Annotated in this window: 11 protein-coding genes; 5 read left to right on the forward strand and 6 right to left on the reverse strand. The window is 55.9% G+C overall.

All coding sequences use genetic code 11. The features are described from left to right. Nucleotides 1-21: 21 nt before the first annotated feature. Nucleotides 22-636, reverse strand: a complete 615-nt coding sequence (locus OLTU_RS06580; protein WP_141731958.1) for a hypothetical protein — start codon at nt 634-636, stop codon at nt 22-24. 93 nt (nt 637-729) lie between these two features. Next, nucleotides 730-1,761 carry a phosphate acyltransferase gene (locus OLTU_RS06585; RefSeq protein ID WP_141731959.1) on the reverse strand — a complete coding sequence of 344 codons (1,032 nt, stop codon included), beginning with the start codon at nt 1,759-1,761 and terminating at the stop codon, nt 730-732. A 291-nt stretch (nt 1,762-2,052) separates the two neighbouring features. Here OLTU_RS06585 and OLTU_RS06590 point away from each other — a divergent pair, with 291 nt between their 5' ends. Both OLTU_RS06590 and OLTU_RS06595 read left to right on the forward strand, forming a co-directional pair. Continuing rightward, on the forward strand, nt 2,053-3,768 hold the full coding sequence (locus OLTU_RS06590; RefSeq protein WP_218109884.1) for an EAL domain-containing protein: 1,716 nt from the start codon (nt 2,053-2,055) through the stop codon (nt 3,766-3,768). Nucleotides 3,769-3,869: 101 nt separating this feature from the next. Continuing rightward, the gene (locus tag OLTU_RS06595) at nt 3,870-4,550 is read left to right on the forward strand and encodes a hypothetical protein (protein WP_141731961.1); all 681 of its coding nucleotides are present in this window, start codon (nt 3,870-3,872) and stop codon (nt 4,548-4,550) included. On the opposite strand, the gene OLTU_RS06600 is transcribed toward OLTU_RS06595, so the two are convergent. Continuing rightward, nucleotides 4,547-5,464 carry a hypothetical protein gene (locus OLTU_RS06600; protein WP_141731962.1) on the reverse strand — a complete coding sequence of 306 codons (918 nt, stop codon included), beginning with the start codon at nt 5,462-5,464 and terminating at the stop codon, nt 4,547-4,549. The two genes, OLTU_RS06595 and OLTU_RS06600, sit on opposite strands and share 4 nt — an antisense overlap. Before the next feature lie 17 nt (nt 5,465-5,481). Further along, complete coding sequence (locus OLTU_RS06605; RefSeq protein WP_141731963.1) at nt 5,482-6,156, reverse strand: PulJ/GspJ family protein; 675 nt, start codon at nt 6,154-6,156, stop codon at nt 5,482-5,484. A gap of 131 nt (nt 6,157-6,287) precedes the next feature. Here OLTU_RS06605 and OLTU_RS06610 point away from each other — a divergent pair, with 131 nt between their 5' ends. Both OLTU_RS06610 and OLTU_RS06615 read left to right on the forward strand, forming a co-directional pair. Beyond that, nucleotides 6,288-7,307, forward strand: coding sequence for a GNAT family N-acetyltransferase (locus tag OLTU_RS06610; RefSeq protein WP_141731964.1), 1,020 nt, complete (start codon nt 6,288-6,290; stop codon nt 7,305-7,307). A 20-nt stretch (nt 7,308-7,327) separates the two neighbouring features. Then, the gene (locus OLTU_RS06615) at nt 7,328-10,096 is read left to right on the forward strand and encodes a hydroxymethylglutaryl-coenzyme A reductase family protein (RefSeq protein ID WP_141731965.1); all 2,769 of its coding nucleotides are present in this window, start codon (nt 7,328-7,330) and stop codon (nt 10,094-10,096) included. A 20-nt stretch (nt 10,097-10,116) separates the two neighbouring features. Here the strand turns inward: OLTU_RS06615 and OLTU_RS06620 are convergent, their stop codons facing one another. Next, on the reverse strand, nt 10,117-11,232 hold the full coding sequence (locus OLTU_RS06620) for a DUF3419 family protein (protein ID WP_141731966.1): 1,116 nt from the start codon (nt 11,230-11,232) through the stop codon (nt 10,117-10,119). 231 nt (nt 11,233-11,463) lie between these two features. Between OLTU_RS06620 and OLTU_RS06625 the strand changes: the two genes are divergently transcribed. Then, on the forward strand, nt 11,464-11,751 hold the full coding sequence (locus tag OLTU_RS06625) for a DUF6496 domain-containing protein (protein ID WP_141731967.1): 288 nt from the start codon (nt 11,464-11,466) through the stop codon (nt 11,749-11,751). 60 nt (nt 11,752-11,811) lie between these two features. Here OLTU_RS06625 and OLTU_RS06630 read toward each other — a convergent pair whose 3' ends face one another. Continuing rightward, on the reverse strand, nt 11,812-14,244 hold the full coding sequence (locus OLTU_RS06630) for an alpha-ketoacid dehydrogenase subunit alpha/beta (RefSeq protein ID WP_141731968.1): 2,433 nt from the start codon (nt 14,242-14,244) through the stop codon (nt 11,812-11,814). Nucleotides 14,245-14,296: the final 52 nt, after the last annotated feature.

Raw genomic sequence — 14,296 nt, forward strand, 5'->3', positions numbered from 1 at the left:
GGCCTTTCAAGAGGCCTGACCTCAAGGCAAAGGCGGGGTCACCTGACCCTGCTGGGCTTCGATCAGAATGTCATCACGTATCTGATTGTAGTCGTTGTTCGGAGCTTCCGGAATCGTATTCTTATCGCGGCTGATGTCGCGAATCTGATCACCCAGCAAGAGATCGCTTCCAGTGGCCACTGTGGTTTTCAACTGGACAAGGACCTGTGTATTCTGCACTGCGTTTAACAGCGTCGTGCGATTCGGGCCGAAGAAAAGATAGACCGCGTCGTAGCGGGCGTCATTCACGAGCGGTTTCGCATAAACCTGAATTTCAGGGTCATTCAGAGCTTTATAGGTGTAGGTTACGCTGGCAGCCAGCGACGCGGCCGGCACGCGGTTGCCCGCAGCATCATCGAATCGACAACCGACCAGAGCCTCGGGTGTGCTTTCCGTGGGCTCCTTCTCAGTCACGCAGTGCAGATAGGCGCCGCTGATATTGTTGGGCGGATCCACCTTCTCATCATCAGCATCATTTTCATCCTTGGCGTCGTTGGATACCGTGTTGGACTTTTGTGCCTGGCCACGCAAAGCCGATGGCTCGCAGGCGGCGAGACCGGTGCAGCAAAGCAGGATGGCAAGTCTTCGGACCAACATGGGGCGTCCTTCCGTAAGGCGGCTCCGAAACCAATCCTCTTTATCGGAATACCCGCGCTCCGTCTCAAGCCGCCCTGGAATGATTTGGGAAATTCAGCCCTTGGCGCGGAGCATTGCGATCAGGCCGGATGCCGCGATTTCATAGGCGCTGGCCCCGCGGGACAGATCGTTGAAAGGTTTGGCTATTCCCTGCAGAACAGGGCCATAGGCATCAAATCCGCCGAGCCTTTGGGCGATCTTGTAGGCGATATTCCCGGCGTCCAAATCCGGGAAAATGAAACAGTTCGCACGGCCGGCGGCGCGGCTGCCGGGAGCTTTGCGTTCGCCCACCGAAGGGACGATGGCCGCATCGAATTGCAATTCACCGTCGCTGTCCACATCAGGGAACCGGGCCTGAAACGCCTTGGCCGCCTGAATCATTTTTTCCGCATGCGGGTGCTGAGCGGAGCCTTTGGTTGAAAAGGACAGAAAGGCGACCACCGGCGTTTCCTGGGGAAACAGCGCCCGGTGGGTCGTCACGGTTGCACTCGCGATGTCCACCAGCTGATCCGGTGTGGGATCAATCACCACACCGCAATCGGCAAACATGAAATGCTGCTTCGGTTCGTCGGGGCGTTCCCGCACCATGGCAAAGGATCCACTCACGGTGCGGTTGCCTGGCGAAAGACCAACACCGCGCAAGGCGGCACGGATCACATCTGCAGTGGTGGCCACGCAACCGGCCACCACAGCATCCACCTGATCGGTGGCGAGCAGGAAGGCTGCCTGTTCCAGAGGGCCCTGAGCCAAGGCGTCCAATTCATGAGCAGGAAGTGGTTTGCCGCGGGCCGCAGCACGGGCTGCAAAATGCTCCCGGGTATTTTGAATGAGAGTCGCATCAGAAGGCTGGGACCAGCGCAGAGCCTGTCGATAGCTGTGCAGAGCTATGCCATTCTTTTTGGCGATTTCTAAAATTTGTTCCGGTTCACCAAAGAGTTGAATGCAACGGGCGGCACCATAACTGAGAAGCTGCCATGCGGCTTCCAGTACGCGCGGGTCCGTACTTTCCGGTAAAGCCAGAACCCTGCCGAGATTCCTCGCATCCTGCCGCAATTTTCTAACAAATGTCGAAGCTTCAACCTTCATATCCCCTCCCTATCGAACGGCCCAATTCTTACCAAGCAGCTAATATGCAGTCAGCAAAAACCGAAGTCCAGCCTTCCTCCCGGCTTTCTCAACGAAAATGACAGGTCTTTTTATATTCCTGGGGAAAGAGGGTTTATGCCTCAACTTTTCAAAACATGGTCCGATAGAGGAATTGATTGGCTTAGCTCGGCGTCCCCTATGAACTGCTATGGAAGTCGTTAGATGATTCTGATTGCGACGAAACATACTGACCTCGCAAAGAAGCTCAACGCAGATCTTGCCCAGCGCGGAGTGAAAGCAAAATCAATTCAGCTGAGCGATCCCAACTTCCTGCGCGAATGCTACCACCCTGACGTCACCGCAGTCATTGCTGACGACGAGGCTCCCGGGATTCCCCGTGAAGCCAATCTCGATATCTTCAATGCCCTGGGTCGACGGGTCTCCGTGCTCGTGATTCGAGACAAACGCTTTGAAGAGGAAAGCCAGATCCGTGAAGGGGATAACTTCACCGATCATGTGACCATTCTTACCAAAGATCAGTATGATGAAATCCTGTCCACCGCCAGTTTTTTCTCGGGTGGCCCAACCGAAGGGCTGAAGGCGCGGAGCACGGTCATCCCATTTTATAACCCGCAAATTCCCATCAGCATGCTGAAGAATTTCGGCGGGCTCGGTATCCTGACTCTGGATGCCTCCGGATTCAACAAGATCTCAGTCGATTACGGTATCGATGTTTACAATAAAATGAAGCGCGTTCTTCATGATGTTCTGTTCACCCTTTGGGGTGTGCAGGGCTGCATTCGGGAAAGCGATGTGCTGTGCCGTCGATCGGCGACCAGCAATTCCTATCTCATTTTTATGAATCGGTCCCGTGAAACGGGTGGTCTGCCTTATCCCGGTGCTCTGGAAAAGGTGGCCGATCGCCTGACCAATGCCATCAACAACGCCATGTGGCAGGAACTGTTTGCACCCCGCAATCAACGGCGCATACCCGATTGCGTGCAAAGCATTCCGCTGCTGGGCGTGGGTTTCTTCGGGGTGCTGAACAACCCCTGTATTGATGTCCATGAGATTCTCGATACGGGACTCGAAGCCAGCAAGCAAATGGCTCAGGCTCAGCTGAAGCGTGGCCGCGAACGGCAGCGTGAGCTGATGCAGACCCTGATTCAGTCGGATGATCTGCTGACCGCGCATTACCAGGCAGTGTTCCATCTGCAGAGCATCGACCATGAAACGGTGAAAAAAGCGGCCGAGCTGAAAAGCATCGCGCCCCTGAAACAGCATATCTTCGGGTTTGAATCGCTGATTCGCGTGAATCAGGATGCCGTCGCCAGCCATAACAGCTTCGATAGCGGCATTGATTCGAAATACCTGCGACCGGATGTGCTCTTCTCTCTGGCCAAGTATACGAATGTGGCGTTGGAGCTGGACCAGGCCTGTATGAAACAGGCTGCGAAGCAGGCGGCGCAGCTGCCCGGCACGCTGATGGTCAATATCCTGCCGCGGAGCCTTTATTATATTGATCGCTTGAAACTCCATTTCGAGAGTGTTCCGAACTGCATGTTCGAAGTCTCGGAATCGGAAGCCATCAATAACCTCGATTTGATGCTGAAGTCCCGTGATCATTTGGAACGGCATCATATGGGTATTGCGGCGGATGACTTTGGCAAAGGTTATTCCTCACTGGAACGCATCATTAAAATTCGCCCGGATGTGATCAAATTCGATCGCGGCATGATTCAGGAGATCGACAAGGATCCCGTGAAGCAGGCCTATGTACGCGGTCTGGTCACAGCGGCGAAGATTCTGAATACCACGATCCTGGCTGAAGGCGTGGAAACCTGGGAAGAGGCGTCTGTGCTCAAGGACATGGGCATCGAGCTGATCCAGGGCTTCCTTCTGCACCGTCCGATGGCTGCCAAGATTATCAAGGAGCAGTTGGGCATCAAGGAGAAGGAGCAGGAGCAGGAAGCGCCGAAGGTCGTGCCGCGGGAGAATGTGGCCTAAGCCGGACCTTACGCGCGGTAAACATCGCCGCAGAACCCTCCCAAGATTGAACAAATCACGGATACCACGTCTGCCCATGCTTCCTGCCGATAGTTGCTTTCATGGAACAGAATCAAACGAGCCAAACCGAGAAAGGTTTTACCCGGGTCAGCGTGCTTTTGGGCGTTGTCCTGGCTGCGGTCGTCGTTTTGATTGTGAGCTATCCCTCGCAAAGGCGGTTGGCCGCCGACACTCCAGGCCTTGAAATATCGCTTCCAGAGGCCTTGCAGGAGGCCCTGAGCAATCTGATCCGCACCAAGCTGGTTCGCACCCGGGTGCCCTGTGCCAATCCCTCTGAATTTTTTCAATCGCATCATTATCTGCGTCCTTATACGGGCAGCCTGGGGCAGGCGCGGGCGTCCCCGCCTGAGGGGCTGTCGGCCAAGGCCTGGAATGACCTTTTTCAAGGTCCCATGGCCGCAAACAGTTTTGCGGGATCCGCTTTGAGCCGCTGCTCCCTATCCGTGCTGGGCACGGGTGGACGCTTTCATTTCTGTCTTCAGGTGGAACGCGATCTCAAGGCACCGCAGGGCAGCTTCCTGCAGACTCCGTTTATTTTTGCTGAGGTCTCGATTCAGTTGCAGGACCAGAAGACCGGCCGGAATCTGACCTGCGCCCAGTACCTGCAGCCGCACCGCAGAACCGCCGGAGCCTCGGTGGATTGGCTGCTCTTTGCCATCGATGAGAAGGATGGGAAGCTGGAGGTCTCGCGCCAGCGCAAGCGGTTCTCGCTGCACCGTTAGTGGACCCGCTTCTGAAGACAGCGCGGATCATTGTAGGGCAGGCTCAGAACGATCCGGTCCTTGCGAATCGCAATCGGAGCCGACTTCAAGGTGCTGCTCGTCTTCCAGGCTGTTTGCACTTCCGAGGCACTCAGGCCTTTTTTGAGCAGATGGTTGCTGATGGATCTCTGGAATTCATGACTGAAGTCGTCCGTGCGCCAGGCTTCGACACGGCTGCCGTCGATCACGAGGTTCTGAAAGAAAAAGATGCGATCCGCGGCACGGGCTGCATCAGGATTTTCGGCGAGTTGTTCACTGAGGCTCGCGTGGGTTTGCAGGTTTTTCCGCTGACAGCTGTTTTCCTTTTGGCTGTCGCTGCAGATATAAAGGCCATAGGCGGTGGCTTCGCTGGGCCTGGGTAGCGTGAAGGTGTAATTCGCACCCTGGGTGAGCTGCTGCAGGCTGGTTCGCACAAAAGGATTTTTTCCGCCCCGATCGATGCCTTCCAGGGTAATGAGGAGGTCCTTGGCTCGATCATTTTTGGTGGCGTATTTGATGGTGTCGAGGTCACCACCCTGACACCAGATCTTTTGGGGGACGAAGGACAGGGGAATGCTGATCGTATCACCCCGAGGCTTCAGGGGCAGGGTCTTGAGACCCAGCTCGCGGGCCTGGGCGGACTGCGCGCGCTGGCGATTGAGTTCCTCCTGGTACTGACGCACGTCAACGGACGACGGCTGGCTGGACACCATGGAAGCTGAAGCATCCCTGGCGTTCGATACGGGAACTTCCGCCGACAGACTCATGCTCTCGGGCTTGTTGTTCCCGCGGACCAGCATGAGGATGATGGCGAGGGTGAGAACACCGAGCACTCCATAGGAGGTGGGAATTCTTTGCTTCCGTCGTTGGGATGAGTTAATACGTTTGCGAGCCATGGCCGACTCTCCTGTGCTTAGTTCTGGTTGGCGATGTAGCTCAAGGCTTTTTGCGAGTAGGACAGACGCGCACCAACCTTGGCCTGCCAGTAAAGGCCCATGGTGACCGCCATGCCTGCCGCTCCATCCTTGGGATCGGATTTCCTGGCCACATAGGTTGCGCAGGAAATGGGCTTTTGAGTTTGCAGGTCGATGAGTTCCAGGGCGACTTCAGCAAAAGCAAGATCGGCGTGAAGAATGGAATCCGTTGGGGCCCCTTGATCCTTGCCGAGGCGGACGCAGAAGTAGGCCTTGTTATCGCTGGGGTTGTTCCCGTTGCGCGGCAGACGCGGTCTGGAGCAGCGCTTTTGCGCCTCGCGGTGCAGCGCAGGCCAGCCAGGTCCGGTGGGAATGGTTCTGGCATAAACATACGCGGGGGCCGCGTTGTTGATCCCGCTCAGGTTGATGCAGGGCGCGCCTGCCGTGATGGTGTCATGAATCTGGCTGACGAGATCATTGATCAGAGCCTGGTTCACATCCTGGTAGGATTGTTTGAGTCGTATCGTTTTTTGGGCACTCTGTTGATTTACGCGCGACTGGGTGATCAGGAGCACGGCCACCAGCACAATGCCCATGATGATCATGACCGAGACCAGGGAAAAGCCCTGTTCCGTTCGAAGGGTCCTTGGGAAAGGATGAGCGATTTTAAACATCGTTACGATCCTGAAGAATGAAGTGAACGCCTAGGATTTCGGCAGCTGGTGCCGAAATATGAGAGGAGCTGGTGGGCAAATCCTGCCGCTTCAGGTCATGGTAGAATGAGAAAGACACAGTCGTAGGCTGGATGGGTAAGAGCTTGCATAAATCCTCGTACATTCTGTTTCATGAAACGGGCACGCCCTATGAACAGTGGTTCCGACTCGGAGCCTTTGATCCCACGCGCCAGAGTGAGGAGCATGAACGGGATTTGGTTCGTTATCTGCTGACGATCGGCGCTACCCTGGGACTGGTCATGGACGAAGGTCTTCCGCGCTATCGCTGCCTATTCTGTCCGGTGGATAGGAAAAGCGGCATTTATTCCATTGGTTTTATGGCCAGCGACACGCCTGAATTCTTTGCTGGCCCACGTCCTGCCTTTGAAGCCCTGCTGCGGGCCTTCGGGGATAAGCACGCGGCTCGAAAGCTGGTCGGTCCCATCAATGGTCTGACCTGGTTCAACTATCGCCTGCGCGTGGATGACGACCATCGGGCCTATCCCTGGGAACCCGTGCGGCAGCCGCAGCTGCAAAAGTTTCTAGAAGCGCATCAATTTGAGAGTGATGCGCATTATACCAGCATATGCACGCGCGGTTTGCAGAAATTCATGAGTGAGACCGCCGCGGATCTGGCCAAGGTCACTGGCAACGGTATCACCATCACCCGGGCCTATCCGGACCAGATGACGCCGGCTCAATTCCGCGAGATTCATGAACTGAGCCTGGCCGGCTTTGCCGGGAACTATTTGTTTTCTCCGATCAGCTTTGAAGCCTTTGCGAGCCTTTACCTGGCGGGCAAGAGCGACAAGCCTTCCTGTCTGTTGCTCGCCACCAATGACAAGCAGAAGATCATTGCCTATGCTCTCGGCTTTATCGAGGACAATCAGCTCGTCTATAAAACCGTCACGACCGATCCTGCCTGGCGCAAGCAGGGCATCAGCAATGCCCTCTTTCATGGGATTGCCAAGGAAATCGCCGCGGGACTGGCCGATTGCTACATTTCTGCGCTTGTCTTTAAGGGTCTTGCCAGCGAGTCCTACGCCCGGCATGGTGAGACGATTTGGGAGCATCAATACATCCTTCTATCCCGCACCATGAGTGGCGGATAGCATCACCAGGAGGCACTCCATTGGCTAGTATCGTGGATCGACGCAAGCAAACCCGAGTGGCGCCTGGTGAAAAAGCCAGGCTGACCCTGACCTTCACCCTGGAAGGACAGAGTTATGAGTTTGTGATCGAGGATCTTTCCAAGAGTGGCCTGCGTGCCGCGTCCCAGGTCGCGGCGGATAAGAGTCAGCTGGATGCCCTCAAAGCCAGCCAGGTGGCGAAGCTGGTGGATGTAACCGGAGAGATCCATGATATCCGTCTGGTGGTGATCGAGGTTCAGGAACTGACCTACGCGGATAAGAAGACCCGGATTCGCGCTCTTCTGGATGATGAAAAAAGCCGAGCCATGGTCTGGCGCATCATCTATGCGATCGTGAATCCCGTCGTTCCCGGTGAAAAGAAAAAACCAGCGGATGTGACCTTGGCGGCCACGCTGCGCGTTCCGGAAAAGGGCGTTTATACCGAGGATGCCCGGCTCAAACGCCTCGAATTCATCGAAAACATCGTGGGCCAAAGCCTTCCCACCTTGCGGAATTCCCAGCTGGTGGCCCAGCGTCTGTCGGGCAATATTGAAAATCACGTCGGTGGGGTGGAAATTCCGGTGGGCCTCGCGGGTCCGCTTCTGTTCAATGGAGGCACCGCGCAAGGCTATATTTATGCGCCTTTCGCCACATCCGAAGGAGCCCTGGTCGCCTCCGCCAGTCGTGGGGCCCAGCTGCTTTCAGAATCCGGTGGTGTGGCCACGCGAACGATCAGTCAGCGCATGAATCGGGTGCCGATGTTTGCCATGAATTCCCTGGATGCCGCGATATTTTTTGGGGACTGGCTCAAGGAGCATATGGATGAGCTGCAGCAGGTCGTCACCAAAGTCTCCAAACATGCCCGCATCATTGATATCGATGTGACCTTAACCGGACGCTTTGTGCATGCGAGCTTTATCTATGCAACGGGTGATGCCGCAGGCCAGAATATGACCACGGCTGCCACCTGGCATGCCTGTCAGTGGGCGTTGAATCAGATTCAACATTTCCCGCATATCGCTGTGGAGAATTTCTTCATCGAAGCAGGCATGAGCAGCGACAAGAAAGTGAATTTCAAATCCTTCCTCGATGGACGCGGCATCCGGGTGATTGCCGAGGCCTTTATCGAAGAGGAGAAGCTCCGGTCAATCATGAAGGTCTCGTCAGACGACCTTGTGCGATACTTCACCTCGGGCCTTGCCGCCATGGCTCAGGCCGGGGCCATTGGAGCCAACGTCAACGTCGCGAACACCATCGCGGCGATTTTTGTAGCGACGGGTCAGGATATCGCCTGTGTCCATGAATCCTCGCTGGCCACCCTGCATATCGAAAAAACGGAAGGCGGCGTGTACGCCACCATGCATTTGCCGGCGCTGATCGTCGGCACGGTGGGTGGTGGATCAGGGCTGCCGCAGCAGTCGGATTATCTGAAACTGATGGGCTGCTCGGGCCCGAATAAGGCGTCCCGGCTGGCCGAAATCATTGCCGGCTATTGCCTGGCGCTGGACCTGTCCACGGCCTCCGCGCTGGTCAACGGGGCCTTTGTCAAAGCGCATGAGCGTTTGGGCCGCAACCGTCCGGTGACCTATCTGAAAGAGTCGGATTTGAATCAGGAGTTTTTTGAAACAGCCATGCGGGCCTGGAGTGGTACCCCTGATCTTAAGATCAAGGACGTCGTGCGCCTGCCGGATCTTGAAATCTCCGATTCCATCGTCGGTGAGCTCACAGCACGCGGCCATACCAAGCTCATTGGCATTTTCCCCTTCCAATTGAAGCAGGGCAGGCAGGACCTGGACGTCGTCGTGAAGTCCAAGCCCATCGATGCCGAGGTGATCCTTCTGGCCAACAAGATGGCCGGCATGTGCGGCAAGGAGCTGGGCTCACTTTACGAATCGCATAAGTATAAAAACGAGGCCCGCAACTGCCATATCAAGGAACTGGCGATCTACAACGAAAAGGATCCCCGCTTCACCCGGTATGTACCGCGCATCCATGCGACGGTTCGTGATGAGAGTCGGGAAATCTTTGTGATCATCATGGAAAACCTGCGGAATGCTCATACCCACATGACCAGCACGCAGCCTGAATTCTGGAATCAGGAGAAGATTTCCGCTGTGGTCGAGGGGATGGCTCATTCGCATGGGTATTGGTTCGAGCGCCTGGCTCAAAGCAAGGATCACTCCTGGCTGGGGCACATTCATAACACCCAATCGATGCTGGAGCAGGTGGATCTGTTCAAGGCTCAGTTGAATCATGCGGTTCAGGAATTTCCTGAAATCATGCGGCCCGAGGTTGTCGAATGCTTCTCGGGTCTCATCAATTCGATCGGAGAATGGTGGGGGAGTCTTGAGAAGCAGCCGCGGACGCTTGTTCATAACGACTGCAATCCGCGGAACATGGCGCTTCGTGAAGGGCCGGATGGGTTCACCGTCTGCTTCTATGACTGGGAGCTGGCAACCTTGCATCATCCCACGCGGGATCTGGCCGAGTTCCTGGTCTATACGACAACGCCGACGACGGATCCACAGCTGATCGAAAGCTTTATTGAACAGCACCGTCAGGAGCTGGAAAAAGTCACGGGTCGCACCTTTGAGGCCGAGCAGTGGCGCCGGACCTTTGATCATTCCGTCTATCATTTTGTTCTCAGCCGGCTCTTCCTTTATCTCATGGCCCATACGTTCCGGAGCTATGATTTCATGCCGGGTCTGGTGGAGAACTGCCATTACTTCATCGCGAACCGCGGACATCAAAAGAAGCCGGTCGCGGCCTAAGGCTGGCTCGACTCAACGTGCTAACCGACAAAGCGATAGACCATAATATTATAAACCTGCATCTTCTCCGCCAGGGCCGGCTCCTGGTATGAGCTGGTGATGTCGACGTAACCCGACAGATCCGTTCCTTCGGGTATCCTGAGATAGCAGCGAACGACCACGACGGCGCCTGGATTCAGACAGGCCTTGAGCCGGCTCATGAAGGTGCGCTCCATGTCGCCTGAAAAATAAGAGGGCACGTTGCTCAAGGAGACGAAGTCGTACTTTTCCCTGGTTTCCTCGGAAAAGGTGAGCAGGTCCTTGGCGACAAACTCGATCTCTGTTCCGGCCTGGAGCGCGGCCTGGGATGCCTTGTAAATCTCAGGCGTGACTTCGATGGGACAGCCCTCGGGATAACGCAGCCCTCCCAAAAACATGATCTGCAGAAAAAAGTTCTCGCGCGTCAGGCCGTTATAAAGCAGCCGGCTGAAGCGATCCACGTAGAAGCGAAAATGCGATCCGGGCAGGTTCTTGCGCGGAAAACGCCCACCATAAAGCACGGCGTTGAAGAAGGTCGCGTTGCCCACGAGCATCAGGGTTGCGCCAGGAGCGAATTTCCAGGTGCGATCCTGCAGCTTAAGATCGAAATAGGCTTTTTGCTCGGCGAAATTTTTGAACTCAAAAATCTCGTCGTAGCGTGAACCCACGAGCAGGCGAACTTTTTTGGAAATGCCGGTAAAGGTTTTTTCCCAGCGCCCATCATAGAGCAGACCCTGCCAGCCATTCTTTCGAAAATGGTCCTGAAAATAAGCCCGCGCGGGAGCACTGAGCTTCAGATCGGCGAAGAGTGCGGCCCGTTCCGCACGATGCAGGCTGGTGGCAAAGGGAGGGTAGCCAAGGAATTTTTTATAACTTTCCAGAGGCTCCCGCCGCATGAGCGCGCTGCGAAGTTCACCCAAGGCGAGCTGCTGTTCGGCCAGATCCAGTGCGGTGATCTTTTCGGGGGCTGTGCCGGCCAAAGGCAGAACTCGGGCACCACTGCCGCAAATGGCCAGAATACGGCGTGGTCGCAGGGCCTGGCAAATGCTCCATTCGAACGTTGAGTCTTCATTTGCCATGGAATAGTTCAGCGTGTTAAAGAACACGTCCTTTGACATCCGGAGCCTCCCCGTCGCATATGCATCCGCTTACTATATCACGGGGATGTTGACGTCGCGAACGCTGCCGATGGGATCCCAAATGGGTCCGCTCCTTTTGTCAAAAAAAGCGAAAACAGGGGAAACCTTTAACCCTGACGCTGCCTTTGCTTCCTTTTCCGTCATAGAGCAGGAAAAGGTACGGATTTTGCTTTCTCCAGGAAACGCCAATTCACCTCAAGGAGGATAACCATGGCACGTTATGGAAAGAAGGCCCAAAAATCCGTGGAGAAGGCTATGAAGAAAAAGAAGAAGGGCAAGCTGAAAAGCGGCCGTTCCGGGAAAAAGGTGAAGAGCCGCAAGCAGGCGGTTGCGATCGGCCTGTCTGAAGCCAGGAAGGAAGGGGCCAAGGTTCCTAAAAAGAAGACAGCGAAAAAAGCTGCCAGGAAAACGACGAAGAAGAAGACGACGACGAAGAAAGCGAGCAAAGGAAAAACCGCGAAACGCAAGACGACAGCGAAGAAGCGGACCCGCTCCTAGGATCCTGTCAGCCCACATATTGGATGGGAAACCTGGCCCCACTGCGGTGGGGCTCATTGTTTATCCGCGCAGAGGCAGACCCAGGTCAGGAAAACGCTGCGGATCGCGTTCGCGCATCATCTCATACAGAATTTCCACGACGTCCTCGACGCTCGGCTTGGTGAAGTAATCGCCGTCGGAACCGTAAGGACTCCGATGTTCCCGCGCCGTCAGGGTCCGCGGCTGGGCATCGAGATATTCGTAACCTTTCTGCACCTCAAGAATCTGCTGGAGCATGAAGGCACTGGCGCCGCCGGGCACGTCCTCGTCGACGACCAGCAGAGCATTGGTTCCTTCCAGGGATTCCTTGATCATGCCGAAGCGATCGAAAGGCAGAAGGGTCTGGACATCGATGAGCTCGATATCAATACCGACCTGATCCAAAAGGGGCAGGGCCTCGCGGATGATGCTGATGCAGGCACCATAACTGACGACGGTCACATCACGGCCTTTTTTCAGGACTTCGGGAACGCCCAGCGGAACCTGGAAATCCTCGAGGTTGGTCGGCACATCCTCTTTCACGCGATAGCCGTTGAGGACCTCCACCACCAGCGCGGCGTCATCCGACTGCAGGAGTGTGTTATACATCCCGGCCGCCTGCACCATGTTGCGTGGTACACAGACGTGAATGCCGCGAATCCCGTGAATGATCATGCCCATCGGCGATCCGGTGTGCCAGATGCCTTCGAGACGATGACCCTTGGTGCGGATGATCACCGGCGCGACCTGACCGCCCGCGGTGCGGTAATGCAGAGAGGCGAGGTCATCGGACATCAACTGGAAACAGTATAGGAGATAGTCGAGATATTGGATATCGACGATGGGACGCAGGCCGCGCAGCGCTGCACCGAGGCCCTGACCAAAGATGGTGGCCTCCCGAATGCCCGTGTCGGTGACGCGGAAATCCCCGTGTTTATCGCTCAGGCCTTCAAATTCAAGGTTCACACCCCCGAGCTTGCCGACATCCTCACCGACGATAAAGATACGCGGATCACGCGAAAGGTGATGATCGAAGCAGCGTTGAATGATCAGACGGCCATCAACCTTTTCCACGGAACCTTCAAAGCTGGGGTTGATGCCGGGAAGCTGCAGGGCCGAGCGGGCTCCTTCGACGATGACCTTGCTGTTATAACGTTGCCTGTTTTCCTGGGTGAACCGGGCGATGAAAGACCGCAGGGCCTGGGCCGCTTCGGTATCGCGTTCCCGCAGAATATAGGCCGCCCGCCGTGCGCTCGAAAGGATCGATTTGCGGGTGATCGCCGGATAGCGCTGGAAGGCTTCGCTAATACGGGTGAAAGCCGGTGAGGCGCCTTCATTGCTGATCGCTTCGAAAAGATTCAGAAGCTGCTCACGCTCCGCACGCATGGGCGCCAGATATTCCTCCCAGGCGGCATTGCGTTGATGCAGAACCTCGCGACGGATCTCCTCTTCCATTTGCTCGAGATCCTTGGCGTTGCTGATGCCATGCTGAATCATCCAGTCCCGCATGCGGGTGAGGCAATCGATCGATTGCTCGTAAGCCAGGCGGTCCTTGGATTTGTAACGCTCGTGACTGCCGCTGGTCGAGTGACCCTGCGGCTGGGACATTTCAATGACATGCAGGAGGCCCGGGATATGCTGCTCCCGCGCGGCCTTGGTGAGGTCCCGATAGGCGTTCAGCAGCTCAGGATAATCCCAGCCGCGGACGACCGTAATATTATAACCGTTGGTGCCGTCTTCACGGGCAAAGCCGGCGCAAACTTTGGAAATGGATTCCTTGGTGGTTTGAAATTTATTGGGCACGGAAATACCGTAGCCATCATCCCATACGGAAATCACCAGCGGAACCTCCAGCACACCGGCGGCATTCAGGGTTTCCCAGAATACGCCTTCCGAAGTGCTGGCGTTGCCGATGGTGCCAAAGGCAATCTCGTTGCCCGTTCGGGTGAAATTTTGTTCCTTATCCAGTTCCGGAAACTGGCGGTAAAGTTTGGAGGCGTAGGCCAGACCAAGAAGCCGCGACATCTGCGCCGCGGTGGGCGAGGCATCGGCGCTGGTGTTGTACTGAGCCAGTTGACTCTTCCAGCTGCCATCCGGATTCACAAAGCGGCTGGCAAAGTGACTATTCATCTGCCGGCCGCCGGAGTGCGGTTCACGCTCTATATCCGTATCTGCATAAAGCTGAGCGAAGAATTCCTTGACGGTCAAGGCGCCGAGCGCAAACATGAAGGTCTGATCACGGTAATAGCCGGAACGCCAGTCGCCCTTTTCGAAGACACGAGCCATGGCGATCTGTGCGAGTTCCTTGCCATCACCAAAGATGCCAAACTTCGCTTTGCCGGAGAGCACTTCCTTCCTGCCGAGCAGGCTGACTTCGCGGCTCAAGAGAGCCACGCGATAATCGGCCAGGATTTCCGCTGGACTCAGGTCGAGCTCCCACTGCAACGTCTTCTTATTGCTACTACTCTTCGCCATAGCTGTTATGCTCCGAATTGCGAGTTCTTGTGAGGTCCCCGACCAATTCGTA

This window comes from Oligoflexus tunisiensis, assembly GCF_001748245.1.
Lineage (GTDB): Bacteria > Bdellovibrionota_B > Oligoflexia > Oligoflexales > Oligoflexaceae > Oligoflexus > Oligoflexus tunisiensis.